Origin of the sequence: Methylobacterium oxalidis (assembly GCF_007992195.1) — a bacterium.
In the GTDB taxonomy this organism is placed as follows: Bacteria; Pseudomonadota; Alphaproteobacteria; order Rhizobiales; family Beijerinckiaceae; genus Methylobacterium; species Methylobacterium oxalidis.
Genome location: NZ_BJZU01000151.1, coordinates 1 through 16222, shown reverse-complemented (window position 1 = coordinate 16222; position 16222 = coordinate 1). Strand labels below are relative to the sequence as shown.

The following is a 16222-nucleotide window of genomic DNA, read 5'->3' as shown; positions in this document are numbered from 1 at the left end:
TTGTCACCTACTACCGCAACGTGCCTGGCCGGCCGATTGGCATCCCGATCTGGGAATTTAGGTGGTGAGCAGCGGCGTGGTCTCGCCGAGACGGCCAAGAGCCTAGCGACTCGCTGCGACCGCGCACTACATCGCTGACAGGCCAGTGGTCCCGCCGCCGGCAGCGAGGATGGCGACATGGATTTCCAGACAACGAGCAGGAGCCTCGCGCTGGAGTATGAGGCTGCCGGTTGGCCGAAAGACCATGCAGACCGCATAGCCAGAGGCCAGACCCTTATTGCGAAGGTCGAGAACGCCACCACGATTGATGAGATGCGGGACGTGCTGCGCGATATGATCAGAGATCTCTACGCACTGGGTCAGCCGGTCCCGCGGCCTTTCCCAGACCAAGACGAGCGGCAGGCCGCCGTCAGAGTCGCCGCGGTCCGGCGCTGACCATGTCTGAGGCCCTAACCATCGGCGAGCTCTTCAAGGCGAAGGCGATCACGGACGACGACGTGCGTGCAGCAGTGGACGCCTACATGGTCGATCCGAGCGCGACGCTGTTCGTGATGGGCGATGGCCACGGGCTCAATCTGGCGGAGGCCGTGCAGTCTCACGAATGGGCGAAGGCCGCGGTAGAGCATCCGACGGCTATCGACCGCCTGAAGCGTGCAGCCGTGCGCACGGCGATCCTTCTGGCGCGACCGGAGAAGCGATGACCGACGCTCTGCCCTGGCGCGAGATCACGACCGACGATTACCACCATGACCGCGCCTTCCCCGACCTCGATCCGGTCCGGGCTTGGATCGCGTCCGAGGCGCGCGTGAAGGAGTTGCTGCAGGAGCAGCACGACGGCCGCTGCCGGCTGCGGCTCGTGATGCGCGAGGCAGTCGATCTGAGGCGGCACCCTATGGCCAACCCGCGCTGGGTCTACGACTACAACATCGGTCAGGGCATCGTGACGATGGCCGAGGAGATCGTGATCGAGTTTCGCAACGGCCGGCGCGAGGTGGTGCCGGTGCACCGCGAACCGAAGGGGCAGGTGCAAGGTGCGGGATGGTCTGGCGGGCGACGGTAAAAACTCCTCTGCCGGTCAGACCCGCAGGGTTCTGGAAGCGCTCACCGACGAGCCCATGACGGCGGCCGGTCTCGCGATCCGCGCCGGGCTGCCGAGGCGAGAACGCACTTCCGCGGCCGAGCGGATCTGCGAGGCGCTGGAGCGGCGCGGGCTGGCTGAGAGGGGCGGGACGAAGGTGCTGCCGAAGTGGCGGCGCTTGGGACATCGGTGAGCTCGCCATGTTGGTCGGATAAGGGGTACCGCGGCGGGCTCTGCGAGAGTGATCGGGAGGAACGCTCATCCCAGGGGATGCAAGCGGAGAGCCAGTTCCTCAAACCCAGTGCCAGCTAGGCTCGACCGGAGATGGTGACGTGAGGGCGGCTGTGGCCGCGGCCCGATGTGGGTGCTTTCGACACCTAGGCTGTGGTGCCGCAATCGAAGATCTAGTACTTCAATCTAGGACTAAGATCTGGAACGCCAGAGCTAGGTACTCCGCCGCGAAAGTACGATTGGAACCATTAAGGCTTGGCCTACTTTATTGCTCAAATGGATCAGAATTTTCCATTCGAGGGGGCCAAAATGTCGTATATCGTTGTTCCGACAGTGGTAGTCGCCGCAAGCTCATTCACGCGCGAAGGTATTAGGTCTTATCTTTCTGGGTCACGTTTCGATGTCTTGAATATCGATCAAACGCAAGGACCCGAGAATGCAAACAACATAGCACTTATCATAACTACGCCGAAAGATCTTGAAGAATCCCCAGCTATCGCGAGCATCCTTTCGTCCAATCCCAGCGTTAAGACATTTTTGCTCTGCCCCATCGAGGCAGCCAAGTGCCTTAAATTAGAGACTGTTCGCTCCGTAGCAGGTATAATCGACTGTGAGATCGACGGAAAGACGCTCATCAATGCACTCGACTTGGTAATGGATGGCGTGCGGGTTCACTCAGCAAAAATAATGGAATTTGTACTAGATCAACCAATGTACTTTGGCAATTTAATCTCGGTCGAGGCACCTAGCGGAAAGAGAGAGGGTGAAGGGTGGGCTCCTGAGCGGGATCTCTCCAAGGCTCGTTCTCTGTCTCCCAGCGAGTTGAAAGTTCTTAAGTGCTTGGCTGGTGGATCCTCAAACAAGGCAATAGCTCTTCAGCACTGTCTGGCAGAAGCCACTGTAAAAATTCATGTAAAGAACATTCTTCGCAAACTCAGTGCGCAGAACCGAACTCAGGCAGCAATCTGGGCTCGGGAGAACGGCGTTCATTTTGCCTAACAGCGCGAGACGCTGGAACGACAAGGTGCGGATCGCACCCGGTCAGCATCCGGTTTGAAACCAGGACACTGTTCGGTCAGTCGGTTAGCCGCCTGCGGTACTTTGCGCTCGTAGACGCGTTCTCCTTCACAGTCTCAGGAGGATGCCATGAACGCCCGTGTTTATCCCGATGTGAACACAACCTCGGCTAGCAACGCCCCTGCTAATGAGCCTCGTCATCGGCAGGGACAGGATATCGACAGTGTCGATCAGCTGAGCAGCATCGTGCTTATGGGCCTTGCGATCGCTGGAGGAGTGGTGGCGATCCTGCTCATCGCGCTGCTTGTTTGAGAGCGCTGAGCGAGCCAACTTCAAGGCCATGGTTCCGCATCCGAGCGAAAAGCCCCGCGAGCCGTGAGGCTGCAGGGCAGGATGTGTGCATGCGGTGGCTACGCCGGCATTGATCGGGGATGGGGTTGACGTCCACCAGCGGGGCCATGTCGGGTGCAGATCCCGACCCAGGAAACTTCTGCGACACCGCCCCTGGCAGCCTTTGCAAAAGTGAAGTGCGAGGCGCACAGAAAAGCCCGCCGGGGCGAGCCGGGCGGGCTGAAGTGGAAGGACCATGCAGGACAACGAGCGACCAGGAAGGCAGTTCAATCTGCCGTGCGCGAGCGCGCAGCACGTCATCGCCAGTTCGCGCCCACTCAGCACCCAGTGTCAGCCCTGGCCACCCCGCAGTTCAGCGCGCACCCGCATTGCGACGGCGCTGATGACCTCTCGGCTGTCCCGGATCAGCGGAGAGACCTCGCACATGAGGTAGAGCCGCTCTGCAATCTCGCGCTCGATGTCGGCCAGCATCAGGCGAGCAGCCGTTGCGCCCTCAAGCCGATAGGTGCGCGCAAGGTCGGAGAGCATATGCTGCAATAGGAGCATCGCGAGCCGATCCACGATGACATCGCTCGTGGGCTCGTAGCGCGATCTACCGTCTCGTGGCTTCGCCTGGGCCATGGCCGAAACGAGCACGGCAGCAATGTGTCGCAAACAACTAATGTTATTCGCTCATGAGCAGTTGCCCTGCTGAATAGCGCTAGTCCGCCGGATCTAATCAACTCCATCTTTGATCGGCCGGTAGCGCTCCTTCAATTAACGAAGCCCAGATCCTTGCCATCCTCCTTGATGAAGATGACGCCGGCCGCTTCTGCGCTAACGCGCCTAGAAGTGCCGAGAAGTGGCTGCGATTGACCGCTGGCGGATGAGTTCGATGAAGCCATCAGCACTCGTCGGCGATATTCCGGCAGCGCTCAGTCCACGCCGTGCACGTACGCGAGCCTCAACAAGCGAAATCGTCTGGCCCGTGCTGAACGTGGAGGATGCCCGCTCGTCGAAGTCGGCAGCCGCGAAGTTCAAGGCTGAGCAGTAGATCGCCCTCGGCAGGTCACGGGGCGCATGGGCGAGTTGCTCCCAGCAGTCGTCGATCTTTCGAACCGCGTCGGCAAGCGAGCCGCGCCGAATGGTCGTGACGAAGTCGCCGACGCCGCGCTCAATCGCTTGATCCGGTGGCTGCTGAGCCAGCGCCGCGCTCGTGGACAGCAACAATACCGCGATTAGCAGGACGGTATAGTTTCTCACTTCACATCGCCCTTCAGCTGCGGGTCCTTGATGAGCAGCAGCCTTCCCACGATCATTCAGTGCTTCGCGAGGCTCTCAAAGCTTTCCCCAGGCCCAACTTTCTCGCAGAACCGCGCAAGCCGGCTCAGGCTTGGCTCGGAGAGACCACCAGCATTCGCGAACGTGGCGAGCGCGAAGCTAACCAGAAGCTCGGCTTCTTCGTGCGTTACGGCCCGGCCGCTCAAGGTGCTGGCCGCTCCGCGCACCGCCGACACGGCTTGGCGAAATGCTGGATCGCCCTTCAGTTCCTCAAGGCGTGACGTCACTTCTCTTTCCTAGCCCTAGCCGGCTTGGGGTGTTGACTGCTTGGCCCGTTCTCGGAACCGGATGCCGGCCCTCCCCCGTTCTCGGGGATGAATTCGAGGCCGGCAGGGATGATGTCACGCATGGCCGGCATTATCGGCAAAGGCGCGACGCGCCTCAGCTCGCAGCAGATCCAGCTCATCCGGCAGTCCGTTGATCTGCCCTTCAAACTCCTCAAGCGTCACGCAGTCCGGGCTGAGATGGATGACCGTTTGCTCATCCTGTGGAGCGCCGGAAACCACGATGGAGACACGCGTGGGCGTGGTTGTGGTTGCAGGTTCGATCTGAAGAGCAAAGGTGCCGATCTGGCGCATGGTCATCACTCCACCAGAGGCTCACGGAGCCGGGCGCCGGGGCCGCCACCGTTCTGAGGGATGAACTCGACACCGGCCTTTTCAAACGCAAGGCGAAGCAAGGTGCGGTTGCTGTCCCTCATTTCACCGCCCTTCTCAAAGGCTCGGATCGTGACCTTACTCAGCCCTGTGGCTCCCGAGAGGTCCTGCTGCGTCCAGTCAAGGAGGGCGCGAGCGGCACGGCATTGTATGGCGTCGATCATAGGCGAGAGATAGGCGAAGCTGATCCTTTTAGCAAGTTATTGCTTGCAAAGGAAAGAGAAGCGTCTTACCTTTTTGGAAAGTTGAAGCGCCAAAGGACAACCCGATGTCCGCCAGCCGCCAGATTTCTTGGACCGCCGCCCTCCGCGAGTTCCGCGCCGATCGCGCTGTCATCGCTCCCGGTGCCGCCCGCGCCCGCGCTGCCGCTGAGGGCTTCGCCAAGATCGCCGCGAACCGCGCCCGCCGCTCCTCCTCCACCTTCGTCGTCGCTGGCCGCTATGACCGCCGCGCCATCATGTCCGCCGCCGTTGCCGCTGCGCAGGGCCGCCGCGCCGTCACGGGCGAGGCTTGGACTGACTGCCTCTCGGCCGCCCTCAAGGGCACCTGGGCCGTCGCCAAGGCCGCCCGCCTCGCTGCCGCGCACTGATGAGATGAACATGTCGGACATCTCAACCATTTCCCTTTCGCGGCAAACGCTCCTGCGCGTTCTGACGACAATCCAGAACAGCCCGCGCTACGCCGATCAGGACATCATGTCCTTCGCCGGCATGTGCACCACCGACGAGGTGGCCGAGCACATCTGGGCCTGCTTCGCCCGCCTGCCTGACGCCGACAAGGCTCGCGCGCTCAACACGTTGCGCGGCCATGTTTCGTCACTTGCTGCTTAAGGGCTGGCCCAATGCCTACGCCTCTGCGCTCCCCCACCACTCGTCTCCGGCACGCGCGTGAGGATCACGCGATCTGCCTACGCCTTGCCGCCTCATACCGTGTCCGGATCGCCCGCGGTGAGCCTGCCGTGCGTGAGCAGCACGCTTGGGCACTTGCCCACTGCCGCACGCTCCGGTCCCGCTTCTCAGATCTGAGCGAGCCCCGCGCCTCGCCGACCTGATCGGCGTCCAAAAGGGACCCACCCCTCCCCTTCACCAACCAACCCACTGCCACGAGCCCAACCCGGAGCCCGAACGATGTCGCGCGCCCATACCCTGAAGATTGAGCACATCCCCTTCCACGCCGACCCCATCCTCGCGGCCATCGACGCGCACAGCGAGGCGTGGGCCGTCTTCCAGGTCGCGCCCGAGGCCGCCGTCTCCCAGCGCCACGCCGAACTCTGCGCAGCCACGGCCCGCCTGCTGGCCACACCCTGCGCCACCCGCTTCGGTGAACTGGCGCTGCTGCGCCACCTGCGCTGGCACTTGGAGCACGACGAGGTGCTCGACACCGCCATGCAGGCGCAGGCTGCCGATCTGGCGGCTTCGCTCAACCTCGACTTTCCGCCCTGCTCGCCGCCGCGCCGGCCGCTCGCGCCGCTGCTGCGCCTCCTTGCCCGAGCCGGTGAGATCGCCGCCTGCCTCGCCCTGATCGCGGGTGGTGCCGTGCTGACCGGCTTCGCCACCCTGCTCTGATCGTCAACCCGATCCAACCTCATCCAGGAGCTTGCACGATGCGCAATCCACTCTCACGCCTCGCCCGCCGCGACGACACTAAGCCCAGCCTGCGCCAGCATGCGGTGGCCCTGAAGTCGAAAGCCGCTCGCGTCATGCGTCCATATGCCTTCGACCCGACCAAGCTGCCGGCGCCTGGCTCTGACGAGGCCAAGGCGAAGTTCTACGCGGCCTGCACCGAGACGGATCGTCTCCACCGCGGGGTGCCCAACCATCCCGAGTTGAAGCGTGATGCTCTGACGTGGTGGACCCGCGACAGCCTCACGGCAGCCCTGGAGGCCGGCGAGGTTCTGCCGGCCGAGTTCGCCCGCTTGTGGCTGCTAGCAGCTGACCGTGAGCACCGTCTGCTTGCCGTAGCCGTCACGACCGGCGTCGGGGCTCTGCACGCCCTCGCCTTCGCAGATGATTACCCGCTGCCGGCTGACACCAACGCGAACGACATGCCGCAAGCCGATCCGGTGTTCGCGGCCATCAGGGAGGCTCGCGCGGCGCACGCGGCCGTGGAGGCTTGGAACGATGCGTATGAGGCGAAGGGTCTTGAGGCTGTCGGCAGCCTCGCCCGCGAGGAAGAACTGACCGAGCGCCAGAGCCGGACGTGTGAGGTCGCTCTCGCCACCACTCCGACGACGCCGGAGGGGCGGCGCGCTCTCGTTACCTTCGCGGACTGGCAGATCGAGTTGCACGAGAGGTCGGACGGGAGCCCGCAGGACGGCGCCCATACCATTTTCGACCGCGCCTATTCCGCCCTTGCGCACGCCATCCGAGCGGAGCGGGCAGAGCCAGCCCGCGTCTTCGCGGCAGTGCCGCTTGATGCGCTGTTCGCCCTCGCTGACCTCTACGACGGCGCGGCCCGGCATTTCCACGTCGGTGCCTTCTGGCCGGAGACCGGCGACGACAGCGAGCACTCGGGCAAAAACCTCGTGGTCAATGAGGGGGACCGCCTGTCCGCGATGTTCGACGCCATCGTTGAGGAGATCGCCAAGCGGGAGCCGGCCAACGAGATCGAGGCCGACCAGCAAGGCGAATGGCTCATGCGCAAAGCCCTCGCGGGTGGCGATTGGGAGAAAGCCGCGGTGATCGCCACGAAGACGCCCGCCAACGTGCAGCGCGCTTTCGCCCGGTCTGAGGCCGCCCGCCTGAAGGCGCGGGGCTGATCCGATGGGCACCGTTCACACCTTCACGCCCCGGAAGCCTGCCGCCGGGGTCGATGCACGAGCCGCTATTGAGGAAGCCGCGCAGGCTGCCCTCGACACGGCCGACCGCCTCATCGCCCTCCTCGACGACATGGATGGCGACGCCGACCGGGAGGATGGCGGCGACGCCGAGCCGTCGCTTGGCGCACCGGACGGCCACGCCAGCCAGATCGTCTGGCTGCGCGGCTCCGATACCGACGGCGAACTCGACCAGCCTCTGGAGACACGCTCGTGAAGATCCGCCTGACCATGCGCACCGCGCTCGCCCTCGGCCTGCCTGCCCTCGCCCGCGGCCTCGGCCGCCTGCGCCGCTGGCAGCGCGATCTCCTCGCGCGCGCCGGCCACGAAGCAGGGCGCGGCAACGTGCTGACCGCCGCCGTGCTGCTCCTCGTCCATGCCCTCGCCTGAGCCGGAACGGGAGGCCCGCATGACCATCTCCGTCCGCTGGTACCTGCTTGAGGAGGGCGGCAGCCTGCGCCACGTGCCGATGCGCGTGGTCAGCGGCATCTATCGGGGCACGGACGCGCTGCCCGACTACGCCGGCACGACGCAACGCGCGATCGAGGTCGTGCTGGAGAACGAGGACGGCAAGCCGGTGCGCATGCTGGATGCCCGCGGCCGCTTCTGGACCTTCGACGCCAAGGGCGAGACCGAGCTCGACGACGTGAACCTCTGGTTCCGCGACCTCGACCTGCCCAAGCCGCGCGGCAAGGTGGTGAACCTGCGCCCGCAGATCGAGAAGCGCCAGCGCCGGGCGCGCCGCTTCTGGGACGTGACGGCCGAGGATCTGGATCGGCTCACCGCCGCGATCTGGCCGTGGGCGGGTGAGACCCGTGAGCCGGTCCGGGCGGTGCGCAGCACGGCGCCGAAGGTGCCGCCGCTGCCGCGGGAGGGTCAGCGGGCACGCGACACGATCCTATCGAGCATCACCGACATCTCGCTGGCGATGGAGCACCTGACGGAGACGGCGCTGAAGGGCTTGGCGTACGAGCTGCGCCGCTGCGCGCGGCTGTACGTGAGCGAGGGGCCGTACTGCGAGGCGGCAGGTGCGGAGGCCGAGCGGCGGCGCGAGATCCGAGCCCGCTACCGCACGGGCAGAGGTGCCTGGTACGCGAGCGTGCGGGTGATGCACTGGGACGAGGCGCGTCACGAGGCTCGCGAGATCGACTATGTGGAGGAGCGCTGCGCGAGCAAGGATGCCGCCATCGACAAAGCCCGAGCTCTGCTGGCGGAGCATGCCCACCGCTTCGCTCCGGACCGGACGGTGGAGCCGGAGGTGTTCAGCGAGCTGGAGTGGAGCCCGCTGAAGCTCAAGGCAGAGGATCAGGATGATTGACGCTTAGCCGCGATGATCTCGAAGGAGGGAAGATGATGTCAACGGTTGAACTCTCCGTTGAGGCAGGTCCTCGAAACAGCGTGCAGATCCAGGTGCACGCCGGCGGCAAAAACATCGCCCTGCCGATCAGCCCCAGCCAAGCAGCCATCCTGGGACAGGCACTCCTAGCAGCGAGCGTCCTGTGTGACCCGAGGTGCGCGCCTGTGCCCCCTGGTTCGAAGATCACCAACGGTCGGCTGCCCGCCGCAAGCTGGAGAGTTGGCGCGATCGATCACGGTGGTCGTCCAATCCTCGATGTCAGGCTCGTGAGCGGAGCCGAACTCTCGATCCTGCTGACGCCAAGCAGCGCCATCGAATGCGGTGAGCAGTTGCAGATGATGGGCAAGCTGACGCTCGCGCCTGAGAGCGGACCAAAGAATTAATGCCTGCATCTAGGCAATATAGCCCTGCATGCCGGCGACTAGCCTGCCATCGTATTGGGCGCAACTGGGTTAGGCAAAAGATTATTATATTTGATCTATTCCAAAGATGCTTACAGATGATGAAATTTGTCCTCCTGAGCGTAACTTTTTTCTTTTCCCCGGCCCTGCGTTCGGCCAGCATCCGCGCCCCTGCACCGTTAGCCAGCCTCGATCGCGCCACCGCGTATAGGCCGGATCCGTCATCCGGCTGCGCTGATGCTCACACTGCCGTCATGTGCCAGCGGAAAGAGGAGAGCGCCGGATGAGATCAGACCGTTGGGCTTTGGCTCAGAACTCAGACGACGATGGACGCGAGCTTCATCAGAAGGCGCGGCAGGATCAGGCGCCCTCTAATGGGTGGCAGAATGTGCGCGACCCGGATCCCGGCTTCGACAACGTCGTCCTCGACTGGAACCAGATCGCCCTCGACGCAATCCGGCACGCCTCGATCACCAACCCGCCCGAGGACGCGCCCTACGTCTCGCGGGCGCTCGCGATGCAGAGCATCGCCATGTTCGATGTGCTCCAGGCCATCAACAACCAGCCTGGATTTCTCGTGAACGTAAAGGCGCCGACTGGCATCTCTGCCGACGCCGCTGTCAGCGCAGCGGCGCACGAGATCCTTGTGGAACTGTTCCCGGACTACAAGCATGCCCTCGATCGGGCCTACGAGGCGCGGCTCGACGAGATCCACGATGGACGAGCAGAAGACCGAGGTGTGGCCTTCGGCACGAAGGTCGCTGATGCGGTGATCGCCGCCCGCGCCCACGACGGCTCGGAGGAACTCGCGCACCTCGGTCTGGTGGCCGGGCACGAGCCGGGGGAGTACCGGCCGACCCCGCCGGACTACACGCTCGCCATCCAGCCGGACTGGGGAGACGTGAAGCCCTTCGTGCTGGCGAGCGCGGACCAGTTCCGGCCCGGCCCGCCCCCCGACGTGACGAGCGCCGAGTACGCGGCCGACTTCAAGCAGGTGAAGCTGCTGGGCGACGTAAACTCCAGCGTACGGACGCCCGAGCAGACGCTGAGCGCCTTGTGGTGGTCAAACGACGAGGACAGCTACACGCGCGTCGGCCAGTGGAGCGACATCGCCGACCACATCCTCGCCGAGCAGGGGCGCTCGCCGCTGGAGAGCGCCTATCTCCTGACCATGCTGAACGTCGGCCTCGCGGACGCGGTCACGGCGTGCTGGGAGACGAAGTACCATTACGAGGCGTGGCGGCCGGTCACGGCGATACACGAGGCAGGCGAGGACGGGAACCGCGCCACACGGGCGGACGCCGACTGGCTGCCGCTCCTGCCGGCAACGCCGGACCACCCCGAATACACGTCCGGCCACTCGGTCATCGGGGCGCTCGCCGCCAAGGTGATGACCGACTTCTTCGGGCCGATCCCCTTCTCGGCCACCAGCGAGACGGTACCGGACGTGGTGCTGCGCTTCGACAATTTCGACATGGCGGCGCGGGAGGAGGCGATGAGCCGGATCTACGCCGGCGTGCACTTCGCCTACTCAACTGAAGCGGGCTTGGTCATGGGGAGCCAAGTCGGAGACGTCGTACTGAACGCGTTCCAGAAGTTCGACATCCCGGCTGGCGACGGGCACCTAGTCTGACGGTGCACACAGCAGGTCGTCTGCGCCCAAACAGGTCTGATGCGCACGGAGGTGGTAAGATCCATCTCAAGGCGAGCCACGCCCGCATCATGGATCAGAGTGGACACCGCGACCCGCGAACGGTGGTGGGCTACATCCGCCGCGCCAACGCCTTCAAGGATCACTCAGGGAGCGGGTTCTTGTAGCCGCTAAGCTCCCGCCCTTGGTTCGATCATGCCGCGCCGCTTAGCCTCTGCAATGGCAGGCCGCTGTTTGCCACCATAGCGGTGATGCAAAGCGCGCTTCACGAACCGTACGACATCCTGATTGCTGGCCATTGTGGGCGACTTGATGGCCTCATTGGCTTGCTCAATGGTCTGCCGAGCCTCAAGGCACCGCAGGAACATCACTGATCGAACGAAGGCGCGTCCTCGTGCGGGCCTCATTCTGATAAAATAGTAACAGAGAGCGGCGGCCGCGCAGGCGAGGAATAGGAGGGTCATCCAGGAAAGACTTTCGGGCGGCGCTGATCGGGCCTGCCACCATAAGTCGGGCGTCTGCACATTTCCATTCATACTGGCGCATCGAGGCGAGAAAGAGATTGGCCCGCAATCGCGTCTTCGTTGGCGCCGAGCAGCGCGACTTCCTCGACCGGGCCGCGGCTGGCGGAAGGAGTGCGTCCGCGTCCTTTCGCGGGCACCGATCCACTCGCCGGTCTACGTGGCCGCGAGCGGCATCGTGGATGCCATTGACGGGTTGGCTAGGGCCGTTACGGGGCCTGTATTGCTTCCGGCCATGCGCTTCCTGCTCACGGGATGGCGCGTCAGGTTTGGGCGCCTAGTTTCAGGCTATGCCCCGCTGGCTCCTCATCCTCGCCGTGGCTGCTCTCGTGCTAGCAGTAGCCGGGAGCATCCTCTTATCCATGCGAGGCTCGCCGGCTGACGATCCGAACCAGAAGCCGGCTGTCGTAGTGCCATGTGGACCGGCCATGCCGCCTGGTGCTGGTACTCCTCCTCCGGCATGCCCGCAGACCTCGCCGCCGAAGTGACAAGTTGATGCGGTCAACGGGTTCGCCGAGGCCGTCACGGGCGACCGCAAGCACTGCCACCTGACGGCACCGACCACGCCCGGCGGGAACCTGACTACACCCCCGAGGGCCGAGGAGTAGGGGATCTGCGGTCGTCCGGCGCTTCTCGGCGACTGGCGCGGCCTGGACTTGATGACTGCGCCCAGCAGGTGCCCCTCCACGGCCCAAAGCCACGCCCTAGCTTCGCCCGTATGGCGACAGATCAAACCATCGACGTCCTGCTGCGGCAGGGGATCCTCTTCCAGACTGACGTGGATGCGGCTGTAGATGCGATCATCGCCACGCCATCCAACCGGATCTTACCCGTGGGTGCGGCTCATACGCTGAACCTAACGCGGTTCCTCCGGACACATGCCTTCGTTGGTAAGACGCTGCGAGACCCTGATGCGAGCCACACCCTAAAGAAGGCTGCCTTGAACAAGGTGATCCTGATGGCGCAGCTTGAGAGGCGGTAGCTACCTCGGACCCCTTCGTTCGAGGATCTCATTTCGGGGCGGTTTCCCCAGGGCGACGTTGATGCTCAACTACGGCCTGTTATGGCTTGAGCCAGTCGAGTGCGGCGGCAAGGCAGAGGACACCGGCAAAGCTGGAAGCCGTTTTCTCGTAGCGGGTGGCAACAGCGCGCCACTCCTTCAATCGCGCCCAGAGGCGCTCGACCCGGTTACGGTTGTTGTAGATCCACTCCGGACAGGCGACAGGAGCCTCGTGCCGCTGCGGCGGGATCGCAGGCCGAGCGCCCATGCCCCAAATGTGCTCGCGGAAGCGATGGCTGGTGTAGCCGCGGTCGCCCACCACCCACCTGGGCACGCCCGGCAGCTGATCGAGCAGCGGGATGGCCTGAGGCAGTTCATGTGCTTGCCCAGGCGCGATTCGGAAGGCGATGGCGCGACCAGCGCCATCGGCGATCACACAAGCCTTGGTCCCATAGCCGCCACGAGAGCGGCCAAGCGCCTCACGATGATCTCGCTCAGCTTGAGATCCCCCCTTCGCGCAGCCCCCGCCGCCTTCTGGTGAGCGCGCACGCTGGTGCCGTCGAGAAACACCATGCCGAGCTGCACGCCGCGCTCCTGAACAAGGCTGAGGAGCCGCTCCCAAACGCCAGCACGTGCCCACCGGATGAAGACCTGAGCGGCACGCCACCAGGGTCCGAGTTCGGCTGGCACGGCGCGCCACTTGGCCCCGTTCTGAGGGCGCCAGAGAATGGCCGAGACGGTGCGACGCAGATCCTGAGGCGGTGTCTTGCCCTTCGGTCGGCAGGCTTCCACCAGCGGCTCCAACTCGGCCCATTGTGCGTCCGACAGCATCGCTCCTCCTCGTCCAGGAGAAGCGAAACGCTCACCGCATCAGACGGTTCAAGCGATCACAGGCCGTAACCGCACTGCTGCATCCTGTCAGTAGGCCACGTTGCGTACCGGCCCGGTCAGCGTCGTGTGGACACGACACGCCCCGCCAGCCCGTGATCAGATCGGGCGGCGGGGCAGTTGCCTCCTACCAAGGCTTGCCTCAAGTCACCACACGCCTGCGGAAGAGCTCTCTCGCCAACTCCGACACGCCAACTTCGAACAGCGAAGGTTCGGCAACCGCTTTCCCGTTTACCACCGGGATGCGCAGGTAGGTGCCGACCTGTGCCTCCCAGAGCCGATCGGGCTCGGGGATCAGCAGATCCTGAGTGATCCAGCCCGCAAAGACTAATTCCTTCGAGCCGTGGATGTCGGTCAGGTCACACTGCCTTGTGCCGTCGGCAGACCGCCACCCTGGATCTGCCACGGTTCCGCCCGCGGACTTCAGGAAGAGCTGGCCATCCTCTAGCCGCCACCGTGCCGTGTATCCTCGGTAGTTGATCGTCGGATGCGGCTCGAAGGTGAAGCGGCGCAGCGCTCTCGGCCCGAATATGTCGAGCAGACAATGCAGCGGTCGCACATGCTCGTCGGGCAGTTCGATCCAGTCCGGGGCTTGAGCAGTCATCCAAGGCACCCATTGCGGGAGGGGCAGAGGTTGCTACGCTGATTGATGAACGACCGGACGCAGGGTGGCTATGAGGCTTTTAATGATCTTCGTGGCGGGGGCTAGCGCCGGCCTCGTGCTCAACGCTGCCTCCGCTCTTGCTCAACAAGGCTTCCCGCCCACACTCACCTGCACCATCAAGCAACACGCCTACGAGACTGCTGGACGGATCGTGAGGACGAAGGACGATGGATCTTATCTGATCGACTTCCGCCGCGGCGAGATCAGGCAGCGGCTTGGCAGCACGGAGGTCCGCTACTCCTATCGGGTCTCTCCCCGCAGCATCCCTCGCGACACTGCCATTGAGTTGCTGGGGAACGATGCGGCGTTGACGATCATCCGGAGGGGCCGGCGGACGACGTTCAGTCTGGCGCGGCTCAACCCTCCGAACCTGGAGGCAGGCACCTGCGAGTAGCCGCACGAGGCCACCCATCACCACCTTGGGTGCAGCCGGCCGTACCTGCCTCATAGGTGTACCCTCAGGGCTGCGAGTTTCGCGGCTGCGGCGGAAGAAGCATCCACACCGATGGCGCCCCCTCATGCTGCCTTCGGGCATTCTCCTGCCGTGCAGCGAGCAGGTCCGCCGCGGCCTTCTGATCCACATCCTCGGACTGTATGGGAGGCTTCGGCGGCGCTCCTGAGCCAATCTCGCCTGCGAGCGCGACATGTGGAGCAATCGCCACGAGGCAGGCAAAGGCGACCAGAGTTCTCAGGCACACATTAACCTCCTGCTCGAATTTCCGCCGCGATGAGCGCAGGACAGAGACTTAAGCGCTTTCGTCACTGACGAGTAAACGGGAGCGAAGTGGAGGCAATCTGAACGGCAGAGGTCCGTGCTGCCTCGCCGGATTGCGTATTGGTTTTTAAGCACACTCGCCCGAAACATTGCAGGGCCGCAGCCGCACTCATCCATATGGAGGATGCGGAATTAAGCAAGCCACTGTGGCATGCCGAGTACGGGCGAGTGCCCATCCGGCAGTTGTCTGAAGTGACGCGACCCGCGACCGCAAAGAGGAATACGCTATGATCCGCTTTCTTGCTGCCTGCACTCTCGCGCTTGGCCTCGTCGGTGCTGCCGCTGTCACGCTCTCAGCTGTGCAGCCCGCCTACGCCCAGAGCAAGAAGTGCAACGGCCACTGCGAATGAGTACTCTGGAAAGCTGCCGTGCTATGGCCCGCCCGAAACCTGTTTATTGGCTCCTGCTTTTGCTCTGGACTGTATCGCCATCGCATGCCCTCACCTGCGATGAACAGATCACAAAGTCTGCAGCAGAGTGTGTGGCCGCGACCGGACTAGCGAATGCTCGTTCGTGTCGTGCCCGCGCGGAAGCAGAGGGTTGTTCATCAGGGCGCACCACCATGACAGGACCCGCGCCCGATAATTGCGCGAGTGCCAAGCTCAACGTCGATTGGGTTTTTACCGATGCTGGCGCCACCCGCACCTACCAAGGCTATCGTCGCGCAGGTCGTTCGCCATACGACGCGCTGCATGGTGCTCAAGACCACAATCCAGCGGCGCAAGCATCGTTGGAGCAATGCCGGGGTTGGGTCGAGACTTACCTAGCTTCCCGCGGCGATGCCGTGCCTCCCATCTCTAAGGCCCGATTTCTCACAAGGTCTGATTGCCAATGCGCGAGCGTCATTCCTACAGGCATGCAAGTCCAAGGCGGCAAGCCTCAGTACCGAGTAACAGGTTCTTGTGACCCACTTATCATCAGTGTCCGGTTTACAAATGCTATGAATGAGACCCAATCAGCTTGGGTCAACGCAGGCATTCTGAGCGGAGGAGGAGGCAGAACAATCACCGCTCCGAATTATGAACTCACCTCGATCCGCGCCATCGAATTAAAGAACGCCGACTATTCAGTTTCATGCCCATTCTAAAGGGTAAGTTGTTCCAAAGGCGTCACTCAAGCGATGTGCAAGGCAAGCTGCTTGTTAATACTATGAGACAAATAGGCAATTTCGCTCTCGCTAGACGAAATCTGGACGATGGCGCGGAGCAAATTCGCATCGTATCTCCTCTGCCCGTTAATCGGGAGCATCTGGTTACGTTGGCTGCGGAACTTGATCGCACAGAACGCGAGGCGGATCCAAATTCATCCTGGCGGTGGTTCGTGGTCGAACTCGATTCTGGTGACATGTCCTGTAAATCTTCAGAAGCCTCCCGAGCGAAGCTGTAGGATCAGTGAGTTTGCTTCAATGATTAATTTCGGAGCGATCGATTTTTTAGGAAAATTTATAAACAACGCTGCTTCCAAGCTCGGGGCACAACTAGGTGATTTCAACTAGGG

Annotated in this window: 23 protein-coding genes; 16 read left to right on the top strand and 7 right to left on the bottom strand. The window is 63.5% G+C overall.

The window, feature by feature from the left end; translation table 11 throughout:
• Positions 1-177: 177 nt before the first annotated feature.
• The 5 genes from MOX02_RS26805 (at position 178) to MOX02_RS26785 (ending at position 2638) form a co-directional block, all read left to right on the top strand.
• Positions 178-435, top strand: a complete 258-nt coding sequence (locus MOX02_RS26805; protein ID WP_147028863.1) for a hypothetical protein — start codon at positions 178-180, stop codon at positions 433-435.
• Positions 436-437: 2 nt separating this feature from the next.
• Positions 438-701 (top strand): hypothetical protein, encoded by a 264-nt coding sequence (locus MOX02_RS26800; RefSeq protein ID WP_147028862.1) that lies wholly within the window; start codon positions 438-440, stop codon positions 699-701.
• The gene (locus MOX02_RS26795) at positions 698-1060 is read left to right on the top strand and encodes a hypothetical protein (protein WP_147028861.1); all 363 of its coding nucleotides are present in this window, start codon (positions 698-700) and stop codon (positions 1058-1060) included. Before MOX02_RS26800 ends, MOX02_RS26795 begins: the two co-directional genes overlap by 4 nt.
• 504 nt (positions 1061-1564) lie before the next feature.
• Positions 1565-2308, top strand: coding sequence for a helix-turn-helix transcriptional regulator (locus tag MOX02_RS26790; RefSeq protein WP_147028860.1), 744 nt, complete (start codon positions 1565-1567; stop codon positions 2306-2308).
• Between the two features lie 147 nt (positions 2309-2455).
• Positions 2456-2638 carry a hypothetical protein gene (locus tag MOX02_RS26785; RefSeq protein WP_147028859.1) on the top strand — a complete coding sequence of 61 codons (183 nt, stop codon included), beginning with the start codon at positions 2456-2458 and terminating at the stop codon, positions 2636-2638.
• A 369-nt stretch (positions 2639-3007) separates the two neighbouring features.
• On the opposite strand, the gene MOX02_RS26780 is transcribed toward MOX02_RS26785, so the two are convergent.
• The 5 genes from MOX02_RS26780 to MOX02_RS26760 form a co-directional block, all read right to left on the bottom strand.
• Positions 3008-3238 (bottom strand): hypothetical protein, encoded by a 231-nt coding sequence (locus MOX02_RS26780; protein WP_147028858.1) that lies wholly within the window; start codon positions 3236-3238, stop codon positions 3008-3010.
• Between the two features lie 264 nt (positions 3239-3502).
• Positions 3503-3919 carry a hypothetical protein gene (locus MOX02_RS26775; RefSeq protein WP_147028857.1) on the bottom strand — a complete coding sequence of 139 codons (417 nt, stop codon included), beginning with the start codon at positions 3917-3919 and terminating at the stop codon, positions 3503-3505.
• A 56-nt stretch (positions 3920-3975) separates the two neighbouring features.
• Positions 3976-4224, bottom strand: coding sequence for a hypothetical protein (locus MOX02_RS26770; protein WP_147028856.1), 249 nt, complete (start codon positions 4222-4224; stop codon positions 3976-3978).
• Between the two features lie 114 nt (positions 4225-4338).
• Positions 4339-4575, bottom strand: coding sequence for a hypothetical protein (locus MOX02_RS26765; RefSeq protein ID WP_147028855.1), 237 nt, complete (start codon positions 4573-4575; stop codon positions 4339-4341).
• 5 nt (positions 4576-4580) lie between these two features.
• Positions 4581-4817, bottom strand: a complete 237-nt coding sequence (locus tag MOX02_RS26760) for a helix-turn-helix domain-containing protein (RefSeq protein WP_147028854.1) — start codon at positions 4815-4817, stop codon at positions 4581-4583.
• A gap of 104 nt (positions 4818-4921) precedes the next feature.
• On the opposite strand from MOX02_RS26760, the gene MOX02_RS26755 reads away from it, so the two are divergent.
• From MOX02_RS26755 to MOX02_RS26710, 10 genes are all read left to right on the top strand, one after another.
• Complete coding sequence (locus MOX02_RS26755) at positions 4922-5242, top strand: hypothetical protein (protein WP_147028853.1); 321 nt, start codon at positions 4922-4924, stop codon at positions 5240-5242.
• A gap of 10 nt (positions 5243-5252) precedes the next feature.
• Complete coding sequence (locus tag MOX02_RS26750; RefSeq protein WP_147028852.1) at positions 5253-5483, top strand: hypothetical protein; 231 nt, start codon at positions 5253-5255, stop codon at positions 5481-5483.
• A gap of 297 nt (positions 5484-5780) precedes the next feature.
• On the top strand, positions 5781-6218 hold the full coding sequence (locus tag MOX02_RS26745; RefSeq protein WP_147028851.1) for a hypothetical protein: 438 nt from the start codon (positions 5781-5783) through the stop codon (positions 6216-6218).
• Between the two features lie 38 nt (positions 6219-6256).
• Positions 6257-7411: a hypothetical protein gene (locus tag MOX02_RS26740; RefSeq protein ID WP_147028850.1), complete on the top strand. Its 1155-nt coding sequence runs from the start codon at positions 6257-6259 to the stop codon at positions 7409-7411.
• A gap of 4 nt (positions 7412-7415) precedes the next feature.
• Positions 7416-7685, top strand: a complete 270-nt coding sequence (locus MOX02_RS26735) for a hypothetical protein (RefSeq protein ID WP_147028849.1) — start codon at positions 7416-7418, stop codon at positions 7683-7685.
• Entirely contained in the window at positions 7682-7858 is a 177-nt protein-coding gene (locus MOX02_RS31595) for a hypothetical protein (protein ID WP_170268009.1), read from the top strand. The genes MOX02_RS26735 and MOX02_RS31595 overlap by 4 nt, the downstream gene beginning before the upstream one ends.
• A 19-nt stretch (positions 7859-7877) precedes the next feature.
• Positions 7878-8786 (top strand): hypothetical protein, encoded by a 909-nt coding sequence (locus MOX02_RS26730; RefSeq protein ID WP_147028848.1) that lies wholly within the window; start codon positions 7878-7880, stop codon positions 8784-8786.
• A complete protein-coding gene (locus tag MOX02_RS26725; RefSeq protein WP_147028847.1) occupies positions 8783-9208 on the top strand; it encodes a hypothetical protein in 426 nt (141 codons plus the stop codon). Before MOX02_RS26730 ends, MOX02_RS26725 begins: the two co-directional genes overlap by 4 nt.
• Positions 9209-9614: 406 nt before the next feature.
• Positions 9615-10859, top strand: coding sequence for a vanadium-dependent haloperoxidase (locus tag MOX02_RS26720; protein WP_170268008.1), 1245 nt, complete (start codon positions 9615-9617; stop codon positions 10857-10859).
• A gap of 1257 nt (positions 10860-12116) precedes the next feature.
• Positions 12117-12380: a hypothetical protein gene (locus MOX02_RS26710; protein ID WP_147028845.1), complete on the top strand. Its 264-nt coding sequence runs from the start codon at positions 12117-12119 to the stop codon at positions 12378-12380.
• Between the two features lie 79 nt (positions 12381-12459).
• Here MOX02_RS26710 and MOX02_RS26705 read toward each other — a convergent pair.
• Both MOX02_RS26705 and MOX02_RS26700 read right to left on the bottom strand, forming a co-directional pair.
• Positions 12460-13229, bottom strand: a protein-coding gene (locus MOX02_RS26705; protein ID WP_147028844.1) for an IS5 family transposase whose coding sequence is annotated in 2 segments (ribosomal slippage) — positions 12460-12914 and positions 12914-13229 — 771 coding nt in all. Because the reading frame shifts where the segments join, the coding sequence is not laid out codon by codon here.
• A gap of 199 nt (positions 13230-13428) precedes the next feature.
• A complete protein-coding gene (locus MOX02_RS26700; protein ID WP_147028843.1) occupies positions 13429-13890 on the bottom strand; it encodes a hypothetical protein in 462 nt (153 codons plus the stop codon).
• Between the two features lie 82 nt (positions 13891-13972).
• On the opposite strand from MOX02_RS26700, the gene MOX02_RS26695 reads away from it, so the two are divergent.
• Entirely contained in the window at positions 13973-14344 is a 372-nt protein-coding gene (locus MOX02_RS26695) for a hypothetical protein (protein ID WP_147028842.1), read from the top strand.
• The last annotated feature ends 1878 nt before the right edge of the window (positions 14345-16222 follow it).